The sequence below is a fragment of the Arthrobacter sp. Helios genome, from assembly GCF_023167125.1.
GTDB classification, from domain to species: domain Bacteria; phylum Actinomycetota; class Actinomycetes; order Actinomycetales; family Micrococcaceae; genus Arthrobacter_B; species Arthrobacter_B luteolus.
This window is the reverse complement of sequence record NZ_CP095402.1, coordinates 2,224,064-2,243,716: the sequence shown is the minus strand read 5'-3', so window position 1 is coordinate 2,243,716 and position 19,653 is coordinate 2,224,064. Positions and strand designations below refer to the sequence as shown.

The window sequence follows — 19,653 nt, the reverse complement described above, 5'->3', positions numbered from 1 at the left end:
TGGACCGCGCACAAGAATGCGGTCATGAGTGATCCCCGTGGCCCTTCCGAACCGGCTCCGTTTACCACCGATGACTTCGCCGAGCGGTTGCGGCGATCAGCCCACGCCGCGCAGGAAGCGGGACTTGACGGCATCCTGGTCACACCCGGACCTGACCTGCTGTACCTCACCGGGTATGCCCCCGTGGCCATCACCGAACGCATCACCATGCTCGTGATCCCCGTCGACGCGGAACCGGCCATGATCGTTCCGAGGCTCGAACGGCCGGACGCGGAAGCAGCACCCGGCGCCTCGATTCTGCGGATCACCGACTGGACGGACGGGAGCGACCCGTACGCGGAATCCGCAGCGCTGATGGCCGGCACCGGGCGATACGCAATCTCCGACTCGGCCTGGGCCATGCACCTCCTCGGCCTGCAGGATCGACTGCCGAAGTCGTCCTACACCTCTATGACGACCGCTCTGCCGATGCTTCGGGCAATCAAGGACGACGACGAGATCGAGCGGCTGGCCGCGGCCGGAGCAGCCGCAGACCAGGCATATGAGGAGATCGTCACCATGCGGTTCGCCGGCCGCAGCGAGACCGAGGTCGGCGCTGATCTCGCTGACCTGCTGCGCCGGTTCGGTCATTCGCAGGTGGACTTCACCGTGGTCGGGTCCGGCCCGAACGGTGCTAACCCGCACCATGAGGTCGGCCCGCGGATCATCGAGGACGGCGACATGGTGGTGCTCGATTTCGGCGGCCTCAAGCACGGCTACGGATCCGACACCACGCGGACCGTGCACGTCGGCGAACCTACCGCCGAGGAGCGCGAAGTTCACGACGTCGTCCGGCACGCTCAGCAGGCCGGGTTCGAGGCCGTGCAGCCAGGCGTCGAGTGCCAGGAGATCGACCGGGTGTCCCGGGCAGTGATCACCGGCGCCGGCTACGGCGAGTACTTCATTCACCGCGTAGGACACGGAATCGGACTCACGACGCACGAGCCGCCCTACATGGTCGAGGGCGAAACCCAGATCCTCCAGCCCGGCATGTGCTTTTCGGTCGAGCCCGGAATCTACCTGCCGGGCAGGTTCGGGGTACGGATCGAGGACATTGTGACCGTAGTTCCCGACGGGGGACGGCGGCTCAACCAGACCTCGCATGAGATGAGGATCGTCCAGTAGCGCCCGCCGGCGTGGTTCCAGTACACTCCGTGGCCCGTGTATGTCCCGGTGCTGACTCGTACGGCGGCTTGAATGTGAACGTGCCTTCATAGCCCTACGCTTGGACCCATGGGGGCATGGCTGAAGAAACTCGATCAGATGAACGTTCGGTACCTGCACGCCGGGATGATCGTCCTGACGCTGGCGCTGTTCACGGGATTGGCCGGCAATAACCTGCCGAAGGCGTCGGTGTTCCTGGCCGTTGGAGCGGTCTACGCAGCTCTTGTGTATCGCGTCTCCTCACAGTCAGTGCGTGCCTTCAACGTGATGTCCTGGACGTTCATCGTGAACTACTGCATGCTCATCTCGATCACCGTCGAAGGTTCCCTTGATATCCCCTCCGCCGGACCGTGGTTTCTCGGGTTCCTGGTCGGCGCGGTTGCGGGCGGCTACGTCTGGCTGGGTCCGCGCGCCGGTTCAGCATTCAGGCACAGGCGTAAGCGCATCCCCGAGGCGGACGGCAGTTTCACCGGTGGGTGGCGCCTGGCGGTGATCAACGGATTCTGCGCCCTGGTACTGCTCGGCATCGGTATAGCGCAGCTTCTCCTCCTGTCACCGACGCAGGCGTCGGGTGCGGTCCTTGCCGCCGCGCTGATGGCGGGCTGGGCACTATTCCGCTTCCCGCCGTCGCTGGAAATCAGAAACGGCCTCCTCATCCTGGGCCTGCCCGTTATCTACTTCGTGTTGATCTTCGCCGGTGGTGCAACAGATCAGATAGCGCTTCCCCATGCGTGGGCCTACGGCGTCCTGGCGGGCATTTTGATCGGTGGGAGGTACTGGACCGGACCTCGGATTGGTCAGCCCCGTCCGCCCTTCAACGGTCCACGCCGCCGCCGTCGCAAAAGGCGGTCGCGGGCGAGGCCGAAACAGGAGCCAGCGCAGAAACGCGAAAAAGCGGCTGCCGGTGTAATCCATCAGTGACAAGCCGGAGGGGACAGAGGCGGAAGCGTGCCGCGGGCTTGCACGTACTTCCGGGGTATCCATATGGTTCCCGGCGGTGCCTCCCGTGTGACAGAGTCTGAACGTGGCCTCCCTGCAGACTCTCAGTGACCCGGACCGGCGGATAGCCGCGCGGTAGGCCGTCCGCTGTGCCCTGCTGGTGCTGCGGCCGCCAGATCGGTTGCCCAAGCTGCAGCGGTTCTCACATGGGCGCCCATGCGCTGGGCGCAGCGGCGTACGCAGCTAAGGCGGTCTCTCTCGACAACCCCGGCCAGGCGGAATTGGTGCAGGAAGAGATCCGCTGGCAGCTGGAGCAGTTGACCACTGAAGAGCCGGCGGTGCTTCGGATTCTTCCGCCGCTTGGTGCCGACGCCTACGGACCTCTCGGTGCTGGACTGCTCTCAAGCGGGATCCTGGGCGCTGCCATCCGGGAAATCCAGGTGGGGATCAACCGGGTACAGCCCGGTTTGCAGGAGTAGAGACCAGACGTTCCCGGAACCCCGGTCTGGAACGCTGTGGAAGCACGGGGTAACAGTTCCCGGGGGCGTCCTTCGGGGATGCCATTATTTAGGCTCGGGTTTCGTTCAACCGGAAGGGTCCGTGAACTTTATGCTTCCTGCCTGTGACGATGCTCCCGGCTGGAGTTCATTGCCGCGGCGGGGACGCCTCACCCGCTATCGTGTTCCGGGCAGGTTAAGCCCGGACGAGAAATTCGAGCACTGGCGCACGTGGTACGGCTCCGCCGTCGATTTACCCATGCGCCTGGAGAAAACCGAAAAGGTGGTGCACCGCAGCTTTAATCCGACCGCGGTAAGCCTGACCGGCTCGGGGTTCAGTCTTGTGGAACTCACTAATGAGCCAGCCGCCGGGTACTGGAAGGGGGATACGCCTTCCGATGAGATCCGCTTGGTGCATTTCAAAACTGCCTGCGCGGGGTTCACCTTCCCGGGCGGGTCCGAAACCGTTGTGCCAGGTGCGGTGAGGTTCATTGATCTCTCGTCTTCCGGTAGTTTCCATGCACCAGCCGGACTCAGGACAGTGCAGATAAACATAGACCGCGGGCTGCTCGGACTGGACGAAAAGTCCGTGCAGCAATTACACGCGCTGACAGATATCAGCTCTAACCCCGTGGTGAGGTCTCTGATAGTTCCAGTGCTGTCGGGCTGGCAGCATCCGGACATGGATCAGGAAGTGGATCGCCTCCTTCCAGTCGTCCGATCAGTCATGGCGGCCTTGGTTGGCTCGCTGTTCGACACACATACTGACGCCGCCGACCTTCGAACGGTCCGCATCCTGGCGATCAGGAAATTCATTCAGAAGAACGCCCGGAACCCAGCACTGGATGTGGACGCGGTCGCGGAGTACTCGCATCTTTCACGCCGCGCTCTCTACTACCTTTTCGAAGACCACAAGTTACAGGTAAATGGCTACATTCGTGCGCTCAGGGCGTTGGATGCCCTTGAGCACCTCACCACCCCGAACCCGCGGAAGACTCCACTCACGGTGATAGCTGAAGCGAGCGGGTTTAGCAGCGTGGCAGCGATGCGGCGGGCTGTCGAAACGACCACGGGAGCTTCCCTGCCGGAAATACGGTCTGATCCGGAACGACTGCGTTCGGCGATCCTGGCGCTCAGAAAATCAATCGGATTCTGAGGAATCCGCCAACCTCGCTGATTCCGGTTGTGGTCCACGCCATTCGTAGTGCACGCGATGGTCATTTTGGCGCACAAGTCTGCACGAACTGGTGGTCCTGCATCTGTTTGGCCGGTTAAGGAGTCCGTAAAATTGATGCAGGCCGGCGGCGGGCTTTCCGGGTGGATTCCCCCAAATTCCTGCCTGGTGAGTGTTGCCCCGCCGCCGGCCCAATTCAGCGTTCAAATACGTCTCAAGGCTGCACGTGATCCCAACATACGAACCGAATGGCATCGAGGACATATGTCCAGCCTCTACCCAGGGCGGGGCCTGTCAGCCAGAGATCGCCCGCCTGTCTTGTGGCGTCGTCCACGTTCGCTGGCCAATGAATGCAACATTGGAACTCCCAGAGGCGCTGGCTACCATCTCCCGCATAGAGAAGCTGACCGGGGACGAATCAAGCCCGCTGTTGCTGGTGGATATGCGCGGCATGCGTTATGCCAGCTCCGCGGTATTAAGACAGTTTGCCCAGGCCCTTTCCGCTACCCGGATGGCGCTGGTCGGAGCCTCACCGGTTGAACAGACAATCGGGCAATTTTTCCAGGCCATTCATCGGCCGTCTTACCCGGTTTCATACTTCACTCAGGACTCGGAAGCGCTGGAATGGCTCGCAGCTGTGGAAACTACCGGTTCGCTAACGCCGCCGTCGCAGTTCCCGCCAGCTGCTCACGGCCAGCGCCAGGGACCAGACGCTCCACAGCCGCTCCAGGGGTGAGCGGGAGACCGCATTCATGACAGTTCCCACGGTGCCGAGCCCAACGCATCCCCGGAGGATTACCCGCCGCGCGCCGGGGGACGTGCGGGGAGAAACGAGCGCGCCTGCGCCGGCGGCATAAACCACAGATGCCACGGCACTGGTGAGCCGCAGCGGAACCGGCAGCCTGCCCGGGCGCTGCCCGCCGAATGCGGCACGTCCCCACGGGAGGCCGGCGGCAAGGGAAGCCTGAAAGGCCGACAGGGTGGTGAGCAGCAGGGGAGCAGCGGGGCTGGTTCGCATGCGGTCATGCAAGCATCCCCCGTGCGGGTCCGCAAGCCCTCGGTCCGCGGGACAGTTGGGGATCGGGCAGCGCCAGAAACGCAGGCGCCGTCCCGATCAGCGAAACGGGTGATTGTCAGGTCACTGCCCTGACCGGGTGCGCGTCCACCTAGCCCAGTCCCGAGTTACATGGCTGGCTGGGCCGGGTCGATCTCGGTGGCCGTGCCCGAGACCCGGATGCCACCGGCGGCGGGGATATCCACGGTCAGGAGGCTGGGGCGGCCCACATGCCGGCCCTGATGGATAAGCACCCGACCGGGAACCTCTACCAGACCCAGCTCTCGCAGGTAGGCCCCCACGGAAGCCGCGGCGGAACCGGTGGCAGGGTCCTCGGTAATGGCACCCACCGGGAAGAGGTTGCGCGCCTCAAACTCATGGGGGGAATGAACATGCAGAACGGTCACGGTACCTTTCCAATCCTGTTCATCCATCAGGCCGCGCACGGCGGCCGGGCCGAATGTGAAGCCGTCAAAGACCGCCGTCTCTGCCAGCACGAGAACTGGATGGGTGTTGCCGGCAAAGGACAGCCGCACAGGGTAGGCCTCGTGCAGGTCCGCCGGTGACAGATCCAGCAGGCCGAGCAGCCGGTCCAGGACCCCGGGGTCCATGTGCGTGACCTTCGGCTCCACGCTGGTGAAGGAAGCCGTGATCCCGGCGGGCGAAGGGGACGTCGTAATAGGTACTTCGCCTGCGGCGGTCTCGAAGACAAAGTTGTCCGCGACGCCGAGTTCGGCCAACGCGACGGCGGTCGCTACGGTTGCATGGCCGCAGAAGGGCACCTCCGCAACGGGCGAGAAATAGCGGACGGAGATCCGGCCCGGTTCCCCGACAGCGCCGGGACGCGTTACGAAGGCACTTTCCGCATAACCGACCTCCGCCGCGATCCGCTGCATCTGATCTGTGGACAGCGACGATGCATCCAGCATCACCCCGGCAGGGTTGCCACCGTTGGGCGTGGAAGCGAAGGCGGTCAGACGCAGGATCTCGGGTTTCATAGCGTCTATTCTCCCAGCAAGCGCCCCATTCCTGGATTTATCTGCCGGTACCCGGGCCGGTCAGCCACAGACCCGAGCCTGTGCCTGTCTGGTCGCTGCCCCAGCCCCTGGCCCTGGCTTATATCCGCGCTTCCGGCTCGCTAGCATGGCGTGCATGGCCATCAGACTGGAGAACGTCGGTATCGCCGTCCGCGGCCTCGAAGCAGCGGTGGCCTTTTTCACCGACCTCGGGCTGACGGTTCTCGGCCGCGACACGGTCAGCGGCGAGTGGGCGGACACCGCCGTCGGACTGGACGGCAACCACGCCAACATCGCGATGCTCCAGACTCCGGACGGGCACGGCCGGCTTGAGCTCTTCGAATACCTCCACCCGGAAGCGATCGAAACTCCGCCCGCCCGTCCCAATGAAATTGGCATGCACCGCGTCGCATTCTCCGTCGATGATCTGGACAAGGCCCTTGAAATTGCAGCCAAACACGGTTGCCTTCCGCTGCGCGGGGTGGCAACTTATCGGAACGTCTATCGGCTGACGTATGTCCGCGGGCCCAGCGGCATCATCGTGATGCTCGCGGAGGACCTCAGGAAGACCTGAGGAGGAACTGACTGCTGACAGGGTCAGCCAGGTGCACTGGCGAGGAGATGGGAACGCTATGGGAACCCTGATGTTTACGGCGACAGTATCCCTGGACGGCTACGTCGCCGATGAGGACGGAGACTTCCAATGGACGGGCCCGGCCGATGACATGTTTGCAGCGCACGTCGAGCGGATGGCTGAGGTATCGACGGAAGTGCTCGGCCGGAAAACCTATGCGTTGATGGAGTACTGGGAGACGCTTCCGGACACTGAAGACACGCCTGCGGATATGCGGGAGTTCGCCCGCCGCTGGCGGGGGATCAGCAAGGTCGTGGTGTCGTCGACGATGACGGAAAACGAGCTGGCTTCGGACCGGGCCCGTACCGTGCCGCAGCTGAGCCTGGCAGAGCTGCAGCGAATCGTTGAGGACGCGGAGGGAATGGTCGAGATTTTCGGGCCGACGACGGCGGCGGAGGCGATCCGTGCGGGCCTCGTTGACGAGTTCCGGCTCTTCGTGGTTCCAAAGCTGGTGGGCGGCGGCCTGCGTGCCCTGCCCGACGGCGTCCACCTGGACCTGAAACTCGCCGACCAGCGGACTTTTACCGGCGGCACCACCTATCTGCGCTACCGGACCCGCCGGGACTGAGCCAAGAGGGGCACGATCCGCTATGGTAGGCCGTATGTCGCGGTTCAGCTTCCTTGAATGGCCGGTGGTTCGGCAGCTCCGGTCGAGTGATTCACTCGGCCGCGGAGAAGCCGTGACCTCCGCCCAGACCCGGGAGACCACGCCACGGACATCCACTGCAGACCGGGTGGTTCAGAGCGTTTGCCCCTACTGCGCCGTAGGCTGCGGCCAGCGCGTCTTCGTGAAAGACGAGAAAGTTGTCCAGATCGAAGGCGATCCGGATTCCCCGATTTCCCGGGGACGGCTCTGCCCCAAGGGTGCGGCCAGCGAACAGCTGGTCAATGCTCCCGGCAGACAGACCAAACTCCTCTACCGTGCGCCCCATGCCAAGGACTGGCAGGAACTTGAGCTCGATACCGCCATCGACATGCTGGCTGACCGGTTCATCGAAGCCCGCCGGAACAACTGGCAGCAGGACGATGAAGCGGGCCGTCCGCTGCGGCGGACCATGGGCATTGCCGGCCTGGGCGGGGCAACGCTGGACAACGAAGAGAACTATCTGATCAAGAAGCTCTTCACTGCCGCGGGAGCGATCCAGTTGGAGAACCAGGCGCGTATTTGACACTCCGCCACGGTTCCCAGTTTGGGAACCTCATTTGGGCGGGGAGGCGCCACACAATCGCTCCAGGACATGGCTAACGCCGACTGCATCGTCATCCAGGGATCCAACATGGCCGAATGCCACCCTGTCGGATACCAGTGGGTGACGGAAGCCAAGGCCAGAGGCGCGAAGGTCATCCACGTCGACCCTCGGTTTACCCGGACCAGCGCCGTGGCGGATAAACACCTGCCCATCCGCGCCGGCTCGGACGTTGTGCTCCTCGGTGCCCTGATCAACTATGTGCTGAGCAACGAGCTCTGGTTTCAGGAATACGTGCTCGCTTACACCAATGCTTCGACGCTGGTTGGCGAAGATTTCCTCGACACCGAAGACCTCGACGGACTGTTCTCCGGTTACGACCCGGAGACCGGCCACTACGATCTGTCTTCCTGGGCCTATCAGCGGAAGGCCGGAACGGACCAAGAAGCGCAGCGGCATGAGCACGGTGCCGACACATCGAAGCGGGCCACGGGCGACCAGTACGGCAGCGGCGGACCCTCCATGGGCCGGCCCGACTTTGAACAGGACACCACGCTGCAGCACCCCCGCAGCGTCTTCCAGATCCTGAAGCGGCATTACGCACGCTACACACCGGAGATGGTGCAGGAGGCCTGCGGGATTTCCCCCGCCGACTTCGACTATCTGGCCAAGGCCATCACGGAGAACTCGGGAAGGGACCGGACCACCTGCTTCGCGTATGCCGTTGGGTGGACGCAGCACACGCTGGGCGCCCAGTTCATCCGGACCGCTGCCATCCTGCAGCTGCTGCTGGGCAACGTTGGACGTCCCGGCGGAGGGATCATGGCACTGCGCGGTCATGCCAGCATCCAGGGTTCCACCGACATCCCCACGCTGTTCAACCTGCTGCCGGGCTACCTCCCGATGCCCAAGGCCGAGATGGAGACACTGGAACAGTATCTGGAGGGCATCGCCTCGCCGCAGCAGAAGGGCTACTGGGCGGCCGCCGATACGTACACCGTTAGCCTGCTCAAAGCCTGGTGGGGAGATGCCGCCACCGAGGACTCCGAATGGGCCTACCAGTACCTGCCCCGGATCAACGGACCACACGGAACGTACAACACGGTCATGAGCATGCTGGACGGCGATGTTGACGGCTATTTCGTCTTCGGCCAGAACCCCGCGATCGGGTCAGCCAATGGACGGATGCAGCGGCTGGGCATGTCCCACCTGAAATGGCTGGTGGTGCGGGACTTCAGCCTAATCGAATCGGCAACATGGTGGAAAGACGGACCGGAAATCGCCTCCGGCGAACTCAAGACGGAAGACATCGCCACCGAAGTCTTCTTTATGCCGGCGGCAACCCACGTGGAGAAGGCAGGCTCCTTCACCCAGACCCAGCGGATGCTCCAATGGCGGCACCAGGCGGTCCGGCCACCGGGCGACTGCCAGAGTGAACTGGACTTCTTCTACGACCTGGGCAAGCGCATCCGCGCGAAGCTTGCCGGCTCAACGGATGAGAGGGACCGGCCGCTGCTGGACCTGACCTGGGACTACCCGGTTAACGAGCACGGCGAACCCGATCCGGAAGCGGTGCTGGCGGAGATCAACGGCATGCACCTGACCGGGCCCGAGGCCGGCACCCCGCTGTCCTCCTACACCCAGATGCGGGCCGACGGCTCCACATCCGGTGGATGCTGGATCTACACCGGTGTTTATGCGGACGGAATCAATCATGCCGCTGACCGGTTGCCGGGACAGGAGCAGGGACCGGCGGCCTCCGAATGGGGCTGGGCCTGGCCTGCCAACCGCCGGATCCTCTACAACCGGGCCTCGGCCGACCCCGACGGCAAACCGTGGAGCGAACGCAAGAAGTACGTTTGGTGGGACCCGGAACAGAAACGGTGGACCGGTCAGGACGTACCGGATTTCCCCGTGGACCGGGCCCCGGGTGCCGCCCCGGATCTCGACGCCGGCGGAGCGGCAGCGCTGGCCGGTGACGATCCGTTCATCATGCAGTCGGACGGCAAGGGCTGGCTGTTCGCACCGAAGGGCATGGTCGACGGGCCGCTGCCTACCCACTACGAGCCCCAGGAATCCCCGGTCGCGAACCCGCTGTACCGGCAGCAGCAGAACCCTGCCCGGCTGACCTATCCGCGGGCGGACAACCTCAGCGCGCCCAGCGCCGGGATGCCCGGGTCCGAGGTCTACCCCGTCGTCTTCACCACCTACCGGCTGACAGAGCACCACACGGCAGGCGGCATGAGCCGATGGCTGCCCTATCTCTCGGAACTCCAGCCGGAAATGTTCTGCGAAGTGTCTCCGGAGCTGGCGGCGGAGCGGGGCCTGGAACCCTACGGGTGGGCGACCATCATCTCGCCCCGCTCAGCGATCGAGGCCAGGGTGCTGGTGACCGACCGGGTGAAGCCGCTGATCGTGGGTGGACGGACCTTCCACCAGATCGGCTTGCCCTACCACTGGGGTGTTGGATCGGAGGCCGTGGTGTCCGGGGACAGCGCCAATGACCTGCTCGGCGTGACGCTCGATCCAAACGTGCAGATCCAGGAATCCAAGGCCGGGTCCTGCGAGATCGTCCCGGGAAGGCGGCCCCGGGGCGCGGCGCTCCTGGAGCTGATCGCGCAATACCAGTCCCGTGCGGGGGCGACCCCGGACACCGGCAACCAGAAGCTCACCGGTCCCGGCCGCACCACGGGCCAGGAGACGAAGGAGGACAACGAATGAACCCGCTGACCGAATCCCCGGACCACCTCCGGCATACCGGGCACCCCCGGAAGGGGTTCTTCACCGACACCTCCATCTGCATCGGATGTAAGGCCTGCGAGGTCGCGTGCAAGGAATGGAACCGCAACCCCGCCGATTCAAACTACGAACTGCTTGAGTCTTCCTATGACAACACCGGGTCGCTGGGCGCGGATACCTGGCGGCATGTCGCCTTCGTCGAGCAGGACGGAGAGCAGATTGACCGGGCCCGCGACTCCGGCCGTGCCCTGGTCAATCTCGGGATGCCTAAAATCGGCGCGCCCGGACAGAGCCAGTCCGCAAACCTGGCCGGCACTGACACCACCCCGCCGGATACCCCTGACTTCCGCTGGCTGATGTCCTCCGACGTGTGCAAGCACTGCACCAACGCCGGCTGCCTCGACGTCTGCCCCACGGGGGCCTTGTTCCGGACAGAACACGGGACCGTCGTTGTGCAGGAAGACGTCTGCAACGGCTGTGGAACCTGCGTGGCCGGGTGCCCCTTCGGGGTGATCGAGCGGCGCCAAAACGGCACCGTCCAGTCGAAGAACGACCGCGACTTTACCCCGGGGGAGCAGGCTCCCGTGCACAACGTCGGCGTCGCCCAGAAATGCACCCTGTGCTACGACCGGATCGTCGAAGACCAGACCCCGGCGTGCGCCCAGACCTGCCCCACGACGTCGATAAAGTACGGCGAGCGCGAACACATGGTCGCCGCGGCCAAGGAGCGGGTGGCCGAACTCCATGCGCAGGGGCTGACCGAGGCACGCCTGTACGGGGCCAATGACTCGGACGGTGTTGGCGGCACCGGTTCCGTCTTCCTGCTCCTGGATGAGCCAGAGGTCTACGGGCTCCCGCCGGATCCCCGGGTGCCCACTGCGGACCTGCCTCGGATGTACAAGCGGGCGGGACTTGCCGCCGCCGGCATGCTCGCTGCAGCCGCCGCGGCGTTCCTCGCAGGAGGCCGGGCATGACGGTCTCCGACTTCGACGACTACCGTCCGCCGGAACCGCCGCGCCGCCGCAGGCGGGGTGGCAAACGACGCCGGGCCGGGGCCGGAGGGAAGGACGGCGGAGGCCGCGGCGAAGTCCCCATGGTGCCGGAAGCGCAGTTCAGCACGTATTACGGCCGCCCGGTGATCAAGGCACCGCCGTGGGGGAACCCGATCGCTGCCTACCTTTTCCTGGGCGGTGTGGCGGGCGGCTCCGCGCTGCTCGGAGCCGGTGCGCAGCTGGCCGGCAAGCGGGCCCTGTGCCGCAACAGCAGGCTGGCCGCGCTCGCCGCGGTGGGGGTTGGCTCTGCCGCCTTGGTGGCGGATCTGGGCCGGCCAGAGCGGTTCCACCACATGCTCCGGACTTTCAAGCCCACCTCCCCGATGAGCGTGGGCTCGTGGATCCTTATGGCCTTCAGCATCGGTGCCGGAGTTTCCGGGGCGTCCGAAATTGACCGGATGACCGGGTCGCGGCTTCCGCTGGGACCGCTGCGCCGGCTGCTCCGGGGCGTGGAAGGACCGGCGGGGCTTGAAGCAGCCGTCTTTGCCACACCTCTGGCCGCCTACACCGCGGTCCTGCTTTCAAATACCGCGAATCCGACCTGGAACGCCGCACGGGAGGATCTGCCGTTCGTTTTTGTCAGTTCTGCCAGCCTCGCCGCGGGCGGCCTGGCCATGATCACCACTCCGGTCGGGGAGACCGGACCGGCCCGCGCGCTGGCCGTGCTGGGCGTCGCCGGTGAGCTGACCGCCGTCCGGATCATGGAAAAGAACATGGACCCCATCGCTGCTGAGCCGCTTCACCTCGGCGGGCCGGGGAAGATGCTCAGGTGGAGTGAGCGGCTGGCCGTTGCCGGCGGACTGGGCGCGCTCTTCGGCGGCCGGAACCGGTTCATCGCGGCGGCCGCGGGGGTGTCCCTGCTCGGCGCATCGGCGCTCACCCGGTTCGGGATCCTGCGCGCGGGCATCGCGTCGGCGGAAGATCCCCGCTACACGATCGAACCGCAGAAGAACCGCCTGGCAGCGCGCCGCCGGGCGGGCATCACCCATGATTCGATCACTACGGCCGGCTGAGCCGGCCGGCGTCAGCGCACTTCGATTCCCGGACCTTCAGTCGTATAGCCCACCACGGGGTAGCCGGGCAGTTCACCGACCACCAGCAGGCCGCCGGAGGTCTGGGCGTCGGCCAGCACCAGGAGGTCCTCCTCGGAGATGCCCGGCCCCGGCTGCAGATGGGGCCGGACCCAGTCCAGGTTGCGGCGCGTTCCGCCGGAGATGAAGCCGTCCCGCAGAGCCTCGGGGGCGCCGGCGACCAGGGGCACCGCGCTCCGGTCAATGACCGCTCCTACACCGGAGGCCCGGCACATTTTGTACAGGTGCCCCAGCAGGCCGAATCCGGTCACGTCCGTTGCGGCCTGGACACCGCGCTGAACTGCGGCCTCGGCAGCGTCCCGGTTCAGCTGCACCATGACCGCGATGGCTTCGGCAAAAACCTCCCCGGTCTGTTTGTGCCGGTTGTTCAGTAAACCGAGGCCGATGGGTTTGGTCAGCGTGATCGGAAGCCCGGGGCGGGCAGCATCGTTGCGCAGCAGCTTGTCAGGGTCCGCGACGCCGGTGACAGCCATTCCGTACTTGGGTTCCGGATCGTCGATGGAATGTCCGCCAGTCACCGGACAGCCGGCTTCGGCGGCAACCGCCAGCCCGCCGCGCAGCACCTCGGTCAGCAGTTCCATGGGCAGCACATCCCGGGGCCAGCCCACAAGGTTGATGGCGCTGATGGGACGCCCGCCCATGGCATAGATGTCCGAGAGCGCGTTCGCGGCCGCTATCCGGCCCCAGTCGTAGGCATCATCCACCACCGGAGTGAAGAAGTCCGCTGTCGACAGCACGGCGAGGTCCGCGCCCACCAGAACAGCGGATGCGTCATCACCGCCGTCTAGTCCCACCAGCACATCGGGATGGGCCTGGCCGACCAGGCCTCGGACCACGTCCTCGAGCTCTCCCGGCGGAATCTTGCAGGCGCACCCCCCGCCGTGGGCATATCCGGTGAGTCGGAGGACTTCCTGGTCAGGGGCAATGTTCCCGTTCATGGCGGCCAGTCTAGGAGAAGCGTGCAGTGTTAGCATCCTCATGGAGGTGTCCGGGTCCTGGTGGGCCCCCCGGTCTTCAAAACCGGTGAGACCGGGCATCCCGGTCTGGCGGGTTCGATTCCCGTCCGCCTCCGCCAACTTTGCGCAGTCGAAACTGACCCCGAAGGAGGGATGTGGGCAACGACGACCCCCGCAGGCGCATCCCGCGCACCGACCGGTTGCTGGCTCTTCCGGAGGTACAGCGGGCCCGGACACGGCTGGGGGAGGACGTGATCCGCTCCGTCGTTCTCGGGTTCCAGGACCTGGCGCGTAAGGGCGAGCTGGCACCCGGAAACGTCGAACCGGGAGTACTAGCCGCTGTGTCGGCCCGCGGCGCCACGTCGCTGCGGCCAGTGCTCAACGCCACCGGCGTCGTCGTCCACACAAACCTGGGCCGCGCCGCACTTTCGCGGTCCGCCCGGGAGGCGCTGCTGACGGCAGCCGGTTATGTCGACGTTGAATTGGATCTGTCGTCTGGATCGCGGTCCCAGCGCGGAACCGGAACACGCCAGGCCCTTCTGCAGGCCTGCCCTGCTGCCGGGGACGCGCTGGTGGTCAACAACGGTGCAGCTGCGCTGCTGCTGGCCACCACAGCCCTGGCCGGAACCCGCGAAGTGGTGATCAGCCGCGGTGAGCTGGTGGAGATCGGTGCCGGGTTCAGGCTCCCTGAGCTGATCGAATCGACCGGTGCCCGCCTGCGGGAAGTGGGCACCACCAACCGGACCCACCTGAGCGACTACGAGTCCGCCATGGGGGAGCAGACCGGATGCCTGCTCAAGGTCCATCCGAGCAACTTCCGCATCAGCGGGTTCACCTGCAGCGTCGACATAGGGCAGCTCCGGAAGCTGGCCGACGCGCACGACATCCCGCTGGTGGTGGATCTTGGCAGCGGCCTGCTGGCCCCGGACCCCCTGCTTCCGGAGGAACCGGATGTGACAGGCGCGCTGGAAGCAGGCGCCGACGTCGTGATTGCCAGCGGCGACAAACTGCTGGGCGGCCCGCAGGCCGGACTCCTGTTCGGCCGCACCGACATGATTGCCAGGCTGGCGCGGCATCCGCTGGCCCGGGCGCTGCGGGCAGACAAACTGGCGCTCGCCGCACTGGAAGCAACAGTGTCCGGGGAAGAGCCGCCGGTAGCTGCGGCCCTGCACGCCGACCCCGGACAGCTCCGGGAGCGTGCCGAAACACTGGCTGCGGCCGTGGGGTGCCCGGTCGTAGAGCACGATGGGCGGGTCGGCGGCGGGGGAGCGCCCGGCGTGCCCCTGCCTGGCTGGGCCGTGCAGCTCCCTGAGAACGTGGCCCACGCGCTGCGCACGGGGGTTCCGGCAGTGCTGCCGCGGGTCCACGGCGGAGCGTGCCTGGTGGATCTGCGCTGCATTCCGGAGGACGACGACGACCGGCTGGTCCAGGCAGTCCGCACGGCCCTGGCACGGACCGGTGATCCGTCCGGAACTGAAAGCAGCTAGCCGTGTTTGTGGTGGCCACGGCCGGGCACGTTGATCATGGCAAGAGCACGCTGGTGCGTGCACTGACCGGCATGGAACCTGACCGGTGGGCTGAGGAACGCCGCCGCGGACTGACGATCGATCTGGGATTTGCGTGGACAACTCTGCCCTCGGGCCGCGAAGTGGCGTTTGTCGACGTGCCAGGTCACGAACGGTTCCTCGGCAACATGCTGGCCGGGGTAGGACCGGCACCCGCGGTCTGCTTTGTCGTGGCGGCTGACGAAGGCTGGCAGGCCCAGTCCAGCGATCATCGAGATGCCATTGCGGCCCTGGGGATCAGCCGCGGGATCGTGGTGCTGACGCGCAGCGACCGCGCTCCCGGCGGCGCCCCCGGGGTACTGGCGCGGGTCCGGTCCGAGCTGGCCGGCACCGGGCTCCGCGACGCGCCGGCCATCACCGTCTCGGCAGTAGATGGCACCGGACTCGATGAACTGCGCAGCGCGTTGGACACCTTGGTGGGGTCCCTGCCTGCACCGCAGCCGAATGCCCGGGTCCGGCTGTGGATCGACAGGTCCTTCACCATCAACGGAGCCGGAACGGTCGTCACCGGGACCCTGACGGCAGGCACACTCTTGCAGGGCGCGAACTTGATGATCGCCGGTGCGGACGGTACTACACCGGTGTCGGTGCGGGGGCTGCACAGCTGCAACCGGGCTGTCGAGTCCGTCGGCCCCACCAGCCGGGTGGCGGTCAACATCAGGTCCGGGGTATCCGCAGACGGCATCCACCGCGGCGACGTCCTCCTCGCCGGGGACAGCTGGCCGCTGGTGAACGCCGTCGACGTCCGGCGGACCATGGGCTCCTCTTTCACGGATGCGCCCCAACAGCTGATGGTCCACATCGGCACCGCTGCGGTGCCGGGGCGCCTGCGCCCCTTCGGCGGGGACCACGCCCGGCTGATGCTTGACCGCCGGATCCCGCTCGAGCTGGGTGACCGGCTGGTGCTGCGGGCGGGCGGCAGCAGATCGGTGCTGGCCGGGGCGCAGGTCCTCGATATCGAGCCACCGGCGCTCAACCGGCGCGGAGACAGCGGGCGAAGGGCCACCGCGCTGGCAGCAATGTCAGCCGGGGGAGACCCGCTGACCGAAGTGGCCCGCCGGGGAGCGGTACGGGTCAATGAGCTGCGCAGAATGGGCGTCACCGGGCTGGGGCAGGTGCCCGGCGGGGTGAAGGCCTTCGGTGAATGGTGGGTGCACGAACCGGCTTTCGAGGTATGGACGCTGCGGCTGCGCACCGCCGTCGAGCAGCTCAGGGAACGGGATCCGCTGGCTGCGGGGCTTTCCCTCGGCGCGGCGCGGGACCTGATCGGACCGGCTGGCGGTGCCCTGCTGGACCCCATCCTCCAAGCCGCGGGCCTGGAACACAGCACCGGCTATATCAACCTTCCCGGAGAGCGCCGGGATCTAGGCGCGGCCGAGAAAGGCATATGCGAGCTGGAAAGCCGGCTGAAGGACCATCCGTTCGCGGCCCCGGAAGCAGGGGATCTGGACATACTGGGCCTGGGCGCCCGGGAACTGGCTGCTGCGGAGCGCAGCGGGCGGGTGCTGCGGCTGGGGGACGGAATTGTCCTGCTGCCGCGGGCGCCTGCCCTGGCCATGCGCGAGCTTTCTGCTTTGCCGCAGCCGTTTACCACCAGCGAGGCGCGTCAGGCTTTGGGCACCACCCGGCGGGTGGTCATTCCGCTGCTGGAATACCTGGACAGCCGTGGCTGGACCCGGCGGCTCGACGCGAGCCGCCGGACGATCAAACGGGGTTAGCGATGGACGGTGGCGCCCGTGGGGGCCCTAGCCGCTCAAGCCGAAGGCTTTGCCAACGCTGGCATCATCGGTGAGCAGCCCGAGGATGCACGCTGCAAGGTCCCCGCGCGGGATCGAACCGCCCAGCTTTCCTTCGCCGCTGGTTTCCAGCGCGCGCCAGGTGCCCGCCGGTTCCTTGTCCGTGAGGCCGGTCGGCCGGACGATCGTCCAGTCCAGCCCGGAAGCCTGGACCGTGCGTTCCTGCTCATTGTGGTCCGCCAGCGGTTTGGCCAGAGCTGTCCGCACAACCAGCCGCAGCGGACCCGGGAGTTGCGACGCCGAATCTCCGGCGCCCAGCGACGACTGCACAATCAGCCTCCGCACGCCCGTTTCCTGCATCGCGCCGACGACGGTCCTGGTGACGGCAGCGCGCTGCTGGGGGACTCCCTTGGCGCCGCCCACCGTGATCACCACGGCGTCGGCTCCGGCCACGGCACCGGCAGCTGCTGCGGGATCCGTGGCGTCGCCTGTGATAACCCGCAGGCCGGCAGGCGCACTTCCGGTGCGTGAGAGGACTGTGACCTCATGGCCAGCGTCCCGGGCCAGGTGGGCCAGCTGTGCTCCGGTGCCCTTGGATCCGCCGATAATCGTGAGTTTCACGTATTCCTCTGGTTTTTGAAATGGCTGCTGCAGGCAAGTTTATCGGGGATCCGGGTCCGAGCCGCAGGGCGCAGTCCAGCCCCTGCGGCAGCGGTCACGGGAAGGCGGTGGACAAGAATAGACCATCCGAAGACTGTGCGCCAGAGCACATCCCGTAATCGCTTTTTCGAGGTTGCAAACGTGTAACAACCGTGTCGCGCTGTGAACCAAGTTACGACCGGGTAGGGGTCAGAGGCTTACTCTCTTACTCATATGCGACGAGACACGCAGGAACTGCGCTGTCCGTCCTTCCGGTAATCCCGCCGGAGAGAAACCCGCACTAAGAATTAGGAGGCGGAATGCGTTTCGGACGTATTTCCAAAGCAGTGGGAGTCGCGGCAGCAGCTGCACTTGCACTGAGCGCCTGTGCTGCAAACCAGGGGACCACCGATAACGGGTCCACTGAGGGCGAGAGCACCGGCGGTGAAGTCCGCGTGGTGGAGGTTAACGCCTTCAGCTCGTTCAACAGCCAGACGGCGAACGGCAACGTGGACGTCAACAGCAAGATTGCGTACGCAACGCACTCCGGCTTCAACTACATCACTGATGACCTCAAGGTGGAGCCGCTGACAGACTTCGGCACCTATGAGAAGGTCTCCGACGATCCGCTGACCGTCAAGTACACCGTGAACGAGGGCGTTAACTGGTCCGACGGCGAACCCGTCGACGCCGATGACCTGATGCTCATGTGGGCAGTCAACTCCGGTCACTTCAACGATGCGACCCTCGATCCGGAAACGGGCGAAGTCGCCGCGGGCACCAACTACTTCGACTACGCCGGCGATACCTCCGGACTGGCACTGACCGACGTGCCCGAGGTGGGCGACGACGGACGGTCCATCACGCTGGAATTCTCCGAGCCCTACGCTGACTGGGAAGTCGCCTTCGGCGCACTGTCCGACGGCGGCGTTAATGTCCCGGCCCACGTCGTAGCCGAGAAGGCCGGCCTGGCCGACGGCGACGCGCTGATCAAGCTGATCCAGGACACCCCGGCTGGCGATCCTGCCAACCCCGCTCCGGCCGCCAATGAAGAGCTGAAGGCCGTTGCCGACTTCTGGAACACCGGCTTCGACACGAAGTCCCTGCCGTCGGATGCTTCCCTGTACCTCTCGAACGGTCCGTTCATCGTTTCGGCCATCGATCCTGAGAACTCCATGACGCTGGTCCGCAACGAGGACTACAACTGGGGCCCGGAGCCCAAGGTCGACGAAATCACCGTCCGCTACATCGGTGATGCCCCGGCACAGGTTCAGGCACTGAAGAACGGCGAAGTGGACATCATCGCTCCGCAGGCTTCCGCCGACACCCTTCAGCAGCTCGAAGCTATTGACGGCGTGACCATCAACAGCGGCAACCAGATCTCCTACGATCACCTCGACCTGAACTACACGGGCGTATTTGCAGACGAGAATGTCCGCACGGCCTTCATGAAGACCGTTCCGCGTCAGGCGATCATCGATGCCATCCCGAAGAAGCTGAACCCGGATGCCGCACCGCTGGACTCCCAGATCTTCCTGGCTGACCAGGCCGGTTACGAAGACGCAGCGGCCGCCAACGGTTCCTCCGAGTACGCCGATGTTGATATCGAAGGCGCCAAGGAGCTCCTCGCCGGTGCTACTCCGGAGATCCGCATCATGTACAACAAGGACAACCCCAACCGGGTTGACGCCTACACGCTGATCGCACAGTCGGCTTCCGAAGCCGGCTTCAAGGTCGTCGACGGCGGCCTGGGCAAGTCTGACTGGGGCTCCGCCCTGGGCGGCGGCACCTACGATGCCTCCATCTTCGGCTGGATCAACTCGGGCGTCGGCGTTGCCGGCGTTCCGCAGATCTTCAAGACCGGCGCAGCATCCAACTACAACGGCTTCTCCAGCCCCGAAGCTGATGCCCTGATGGATGAACTGATCCTGGAAATCGACAAGGACAAGCAGAAGGACCTGCAGGTCCAGATCGACAAGCTGATCTGGGACTCGAGCTACGGTATTCCGCTGTTCCAGTCGCCTGGCGTGGACGCGCACAGCGACAGCATCGGCGGCATTGATTCCTACATGCCCAACCAGACCGGTGTCTGGTGGAACTTCTGGGAATGGGAAGTAAAGTAACCGCTTCGGCCTAACCGCCAAGCAGTGACCCGCAAGGCGCCGGGGGCC

General features: G+C 65.7%; 16 protein-coding genes and 1 tRNA gene. 13 read left to right on the top strand and 4 right to left on the bottom strand.

The features are described 5' to 3' along the window. Window positions 1-24: 24 nt before the first annotated feature. The 4 genes from ArtHe_RS10050 to ArtHe_RS10035 all read left to right on the top strand — a co-directional run bounded on the left by ArtHe_RS10050 (window position 25) and on the right by ArtHe_RS10035 (window position 3,795). Complete coding sequence (locus tag ArtHe_RS10050; RefSeq protein ID WP_248316676.1) at window positions 25-1,164, top strand: aminopeptidase P family protein; 1,140 nt, start codon at window positions 25-27, stop codon at window positions 1,162-1,164. 108 nt (window positions 1,165-1,272) lie between these two features. Then, on the top strand, window positions 1,273-2,124 hold the full coding sequence (locus ArtHe_RS10045; protein WP_248316675.1) for a hypothetical protein: 852 nt from the start codon (window positions 1,273-1,275) through the stop codon (window positions 2,122-2,124). Window positions 2,125-2,348: 224 nt separating this feature from the next. Beyond that, the gene (locus ArtHe_RS10040) at window positions 2,349-2,621 is read left to right on the top strand and encodes a putative immunity protein (protein WP_248316674.1); all 273 of its coding nucleotides are present in this window, start codon (window positions 2,349-2,351) and stop codon (window positions 2,619-2,621) included. 130 nt (window positions 2,622-2,751) lie between these two features. Next, entirely contained in the window at window positions 2,752-3,795 is a 1,044-nt protein-coding gene (locus tag ArtHe_RS10035) for an AraC family transcriptional regulator (protein ID WP_248319742.1), read from the top strand. Window positions 3,796-4,468: 673 nt separating this feature from the next. On the opposite strand, the gene ArtHe_RS10030 is transcribed toward ArtHe_RS10035, so the two are convergent. Continuing rightward, complete coding sequence (locus ArtHe_RS10030; protein ID WP_248316673.1) at window positions 4,469-4,831, bottom strand: hypothetical protein; 363 nt, start codon at window positions 4,829-4,831, stop codon at window positions 4,469-4,471. Between the two features lie 164 nt (window positions 4,832-4,995). Further along, the gene (locus tag ArtHe_RS10025) at window positions 4,996-5,865 is read right to left on the bottom strand and encodes a PhzF family phenazine biosynthesis protein (RefSeq protein WP_248316672.1); all 870 of its coding nucleotides are present in this window, start codon (window positions 5,863-5,865) and stop codon (window positions 4,996-4,998) included. A gap of 154 nt (window positions 5,866-6,019) precedes the next feature. Here ArtHe_RS10025 and ArtHe_RS10020 point away from each other — a divergent pair, with 154 nt between their 5' ends. Genes ArtHe_RS10020 through nrfD form a run of 5 tightly spaced genes read left to right on the top strand, consistent with a single transcriptional unit; the run spans window position 6,020 to window position 12,508 of the window. Then, complete coding sequence (locus tag ArtHe_RS10020; protein WP_248316671.1) at window positions 6,020-6,457, top strand: VOC family protein; 438 nt, start codon at window positions 6,020-6,022, stop codon at window positions 6,455-6,457. 58 nt (window positions 6,458-6,515) lie between these two features. Next, on the top strand, window positions 6,516-7,085 hold the full coding sequence (locus ArtHe_RS10015; protein WP_248316670.1) for a dihydrofolate reductase family protein: 570 nt from the start codon (window positions 6,516-6,518) through the stop codon (window positions 7,083-7,085). Between the two features lie 34 nt (window positions 7,086-7,119). Further along, window positions 7,120-10,425, top strand: a complete 3,306-nt coding sequence (gene fdh / locus ArtHe_RS10010) for a formate dehydrogenase (protein ID WP_248316669.1) — start codon at window positions 7,120-7,122, stop codon at window positions 10,423-10,425. After that, complete coding sequence (locus ArtHe_RS10005) at window positions 10,422-11,417, top strand: 4Fe-4S dicluster domain-containing protein (RefSeq protein ID WP_248316668.1); 996 nt, start codon at window positions 10,422-10,424, stop codon at window positions 11,415-11,417. The genes fdh and ArtHe_RS10005 overlap by 4 nt, the downstream gene beginning before the upstream one ends. Continuing rightward, window positions 11,414-12,508: an NrfD/PsrC family molybdoenzyme membrane anchor subunit gene (gene nrfD, locus ArtHe_RS10000; RefSeq protein ID WP_248316667.1), complete on the top strand. Its 1,095-nt coding sequence runs from the start codon at window positions 11,414-11,416 to the stop codon at window positions 12,506-12,508. Before ArtHe_RS10005 ends, nrfD begins: the two co-directional genes overlap by 4 nt. 11 nt (window positions 12,509-12,519) lie before the next feature. On the opposite strand, the gene selD is transcribed toward nrfD, so the two are convergent. After that, window positions 12,520-13,524, bottom strand: coding sequence for a selenide, water dikinase SelD (selD, locus tag ArtHe_RS09995; protein ID WP_248316666.1), 1,005 nt, complete (start codon window positions 13,522-13,524; stop codon window positions 12,520-12,522). Window positions 13,525-13,566: 42 nt separating this feature from the next. Between selD and ArtHe_RS09990 the strand changes: the two genes are divergently transcribed. The 3 genes from ArtHe_RS09990 to selB all read left to right on the top strand — a co-directional run bounded on the left by ArtHe_RS09990 (window position 13,567) and on the right by selB (window position 16,825). Then, window positions 13,567-13,661 (top strand) — tRNA-Sec (locus ArtHe_RS09990). A gap of 36 nt (window positions 13,662-13,697) precedes the next feature. Next, window positions 13,698-15,029: an L-seryl-tRNA(Sec) selenium transferase gene (gene selA / locus ArtHe_RS09985; RefSeq protein WP_248316665.1), complete on the top strand. Its 1,332-nt coding sequence runs from the start codon at window positions 13,698-13,700 to the stop codon at window positions 15,027-15,029. 2 nt (window positions 15,030-15,031) lie between these two features. Next, window positions 15,032-16,825 (top strand): selenocysteine-specific translation elongation factor, encoded by a 1,794-nt coding sequence (selB, locus tag ArtHe_RS09980; protein WP_248316664.1) that lies wholly within the window; start codon window positions 15,032-15,034, stop codon window positions 16,823-16,825. Window positions 16,826-16,852: 27 nt separating this feature from the next. Here the strand turns inward: selB and ArtHe_RS09975 are convergent, their stop codons facing one another. After that, on the bottom strand, window positions 16,853-17,464 hold the full coding sequence (locus ArtHe_RS09975; protein WP_248316663.1) for an NAD(P)H-binding protein: 612 nt from the start codon (window positions 17,462-17,464) through the stop codon (window positions 16,853-16,855). 338 nt (window positions 17,465-17,802) lie between these two features. Here ArtHe_RS09975 and ArtHe_RS09970 point away from each other — a divergent pair, with 338 nt between their 5' ends. Then, a complete protein-coding gene (locus ArtHe_RS09970) occupies window positions 17,803-19,605 on the top strand; it encodes an ABC transporter family substrate-binding protein (protein ID WP_248316662.1) in 1,803 nt (600 codons plus the stop codon). The last annotated feature ends 48 nt before the right edge of the window (window positions 19,606-19,653 follow it).

Coding starts and splice junctions, on each gene's coding strand:
- ArtHe_RS10050 (WP_248316676.1), top strand. CDS start 25: ATGAGTGATCCCCGTGGCCCTTCCGAACCGGCTCCGTTTACCACCGAT.
- ArtHe_RS10020 (WP_248316671.1), top strand. CDS start 6,020: ATGGCCATCAGACTGGAGAACGTCGGTATCGCCGTCCGCGGCCTCGAA.
- ArtHe_RS10025 (WP_248316672.1), bottom strand. CDS start 5,865: ATGAAACCCGAGATCCTGCGTCTGACCGCCTTCGCTTCCACGCCCAAC.
- nrfD (WP_248316667.1), top strand. CDS start 11,414: ATGACGGTCTCCGACTTCGACGACTACCGTCCGCCGGAACCGCCGCGC.
- ArtHe_RS10030 (WP_248316673.1), bottom strand. CDS start 4,831: ATGCGAACCAGCCCCGCTGCTCCCCTGCTGCTCACCACCCTGTCGGCC.
- ArtHe_RS09970 (WP_248316662.1), top strand. CDS start 17,803: ATGCGTTTCGGACGTATTTCCAAAGCAGTGGGAGTCGCGGCAGCAGCT.
- ArtHe_RS10015 (WP_248316670.1), top strand. CDS start 6,516: ATGGGAACCCTGATGTTTACGGCGACAGTATCCCTGGACGGCTACGTC.
- ArtHe_RS10040 (WP_248316674.1), top strand. CDS start 2,349: ATGGGCGCCCATGCGCTGGGCGCAGCGGCGTACGCAGCTAAGGCGGTC.
- ArtHe_RS10045 (WP_248316675.1), top strand. CDS start 1,273: ATGGGGGCATGGCTGAAGAAACTCGATCAGATGAACGTTCGGTACCTG.
- ArtHe_RS10005 (WP_248316668.1), top strand. CDS start 10,422: ATGAACCCGCTGACCGAATCCCCGGACCACCTCCGGCATACCGGGCAC.
- ArtHe_RS10035 (WP_248319742.1), top strand. CDS start 2,752: ATGCTTCCTGCCTGTGACGATGCTCCCGGCTGGAGTTCATTGCCGCGG.
- selD (WP_248316666.1), bottom strand. CDS start 13,524: ATGAACGGGAACATTGCCCCTGACCAGGAAGTCCTCCGACTCACCGGA.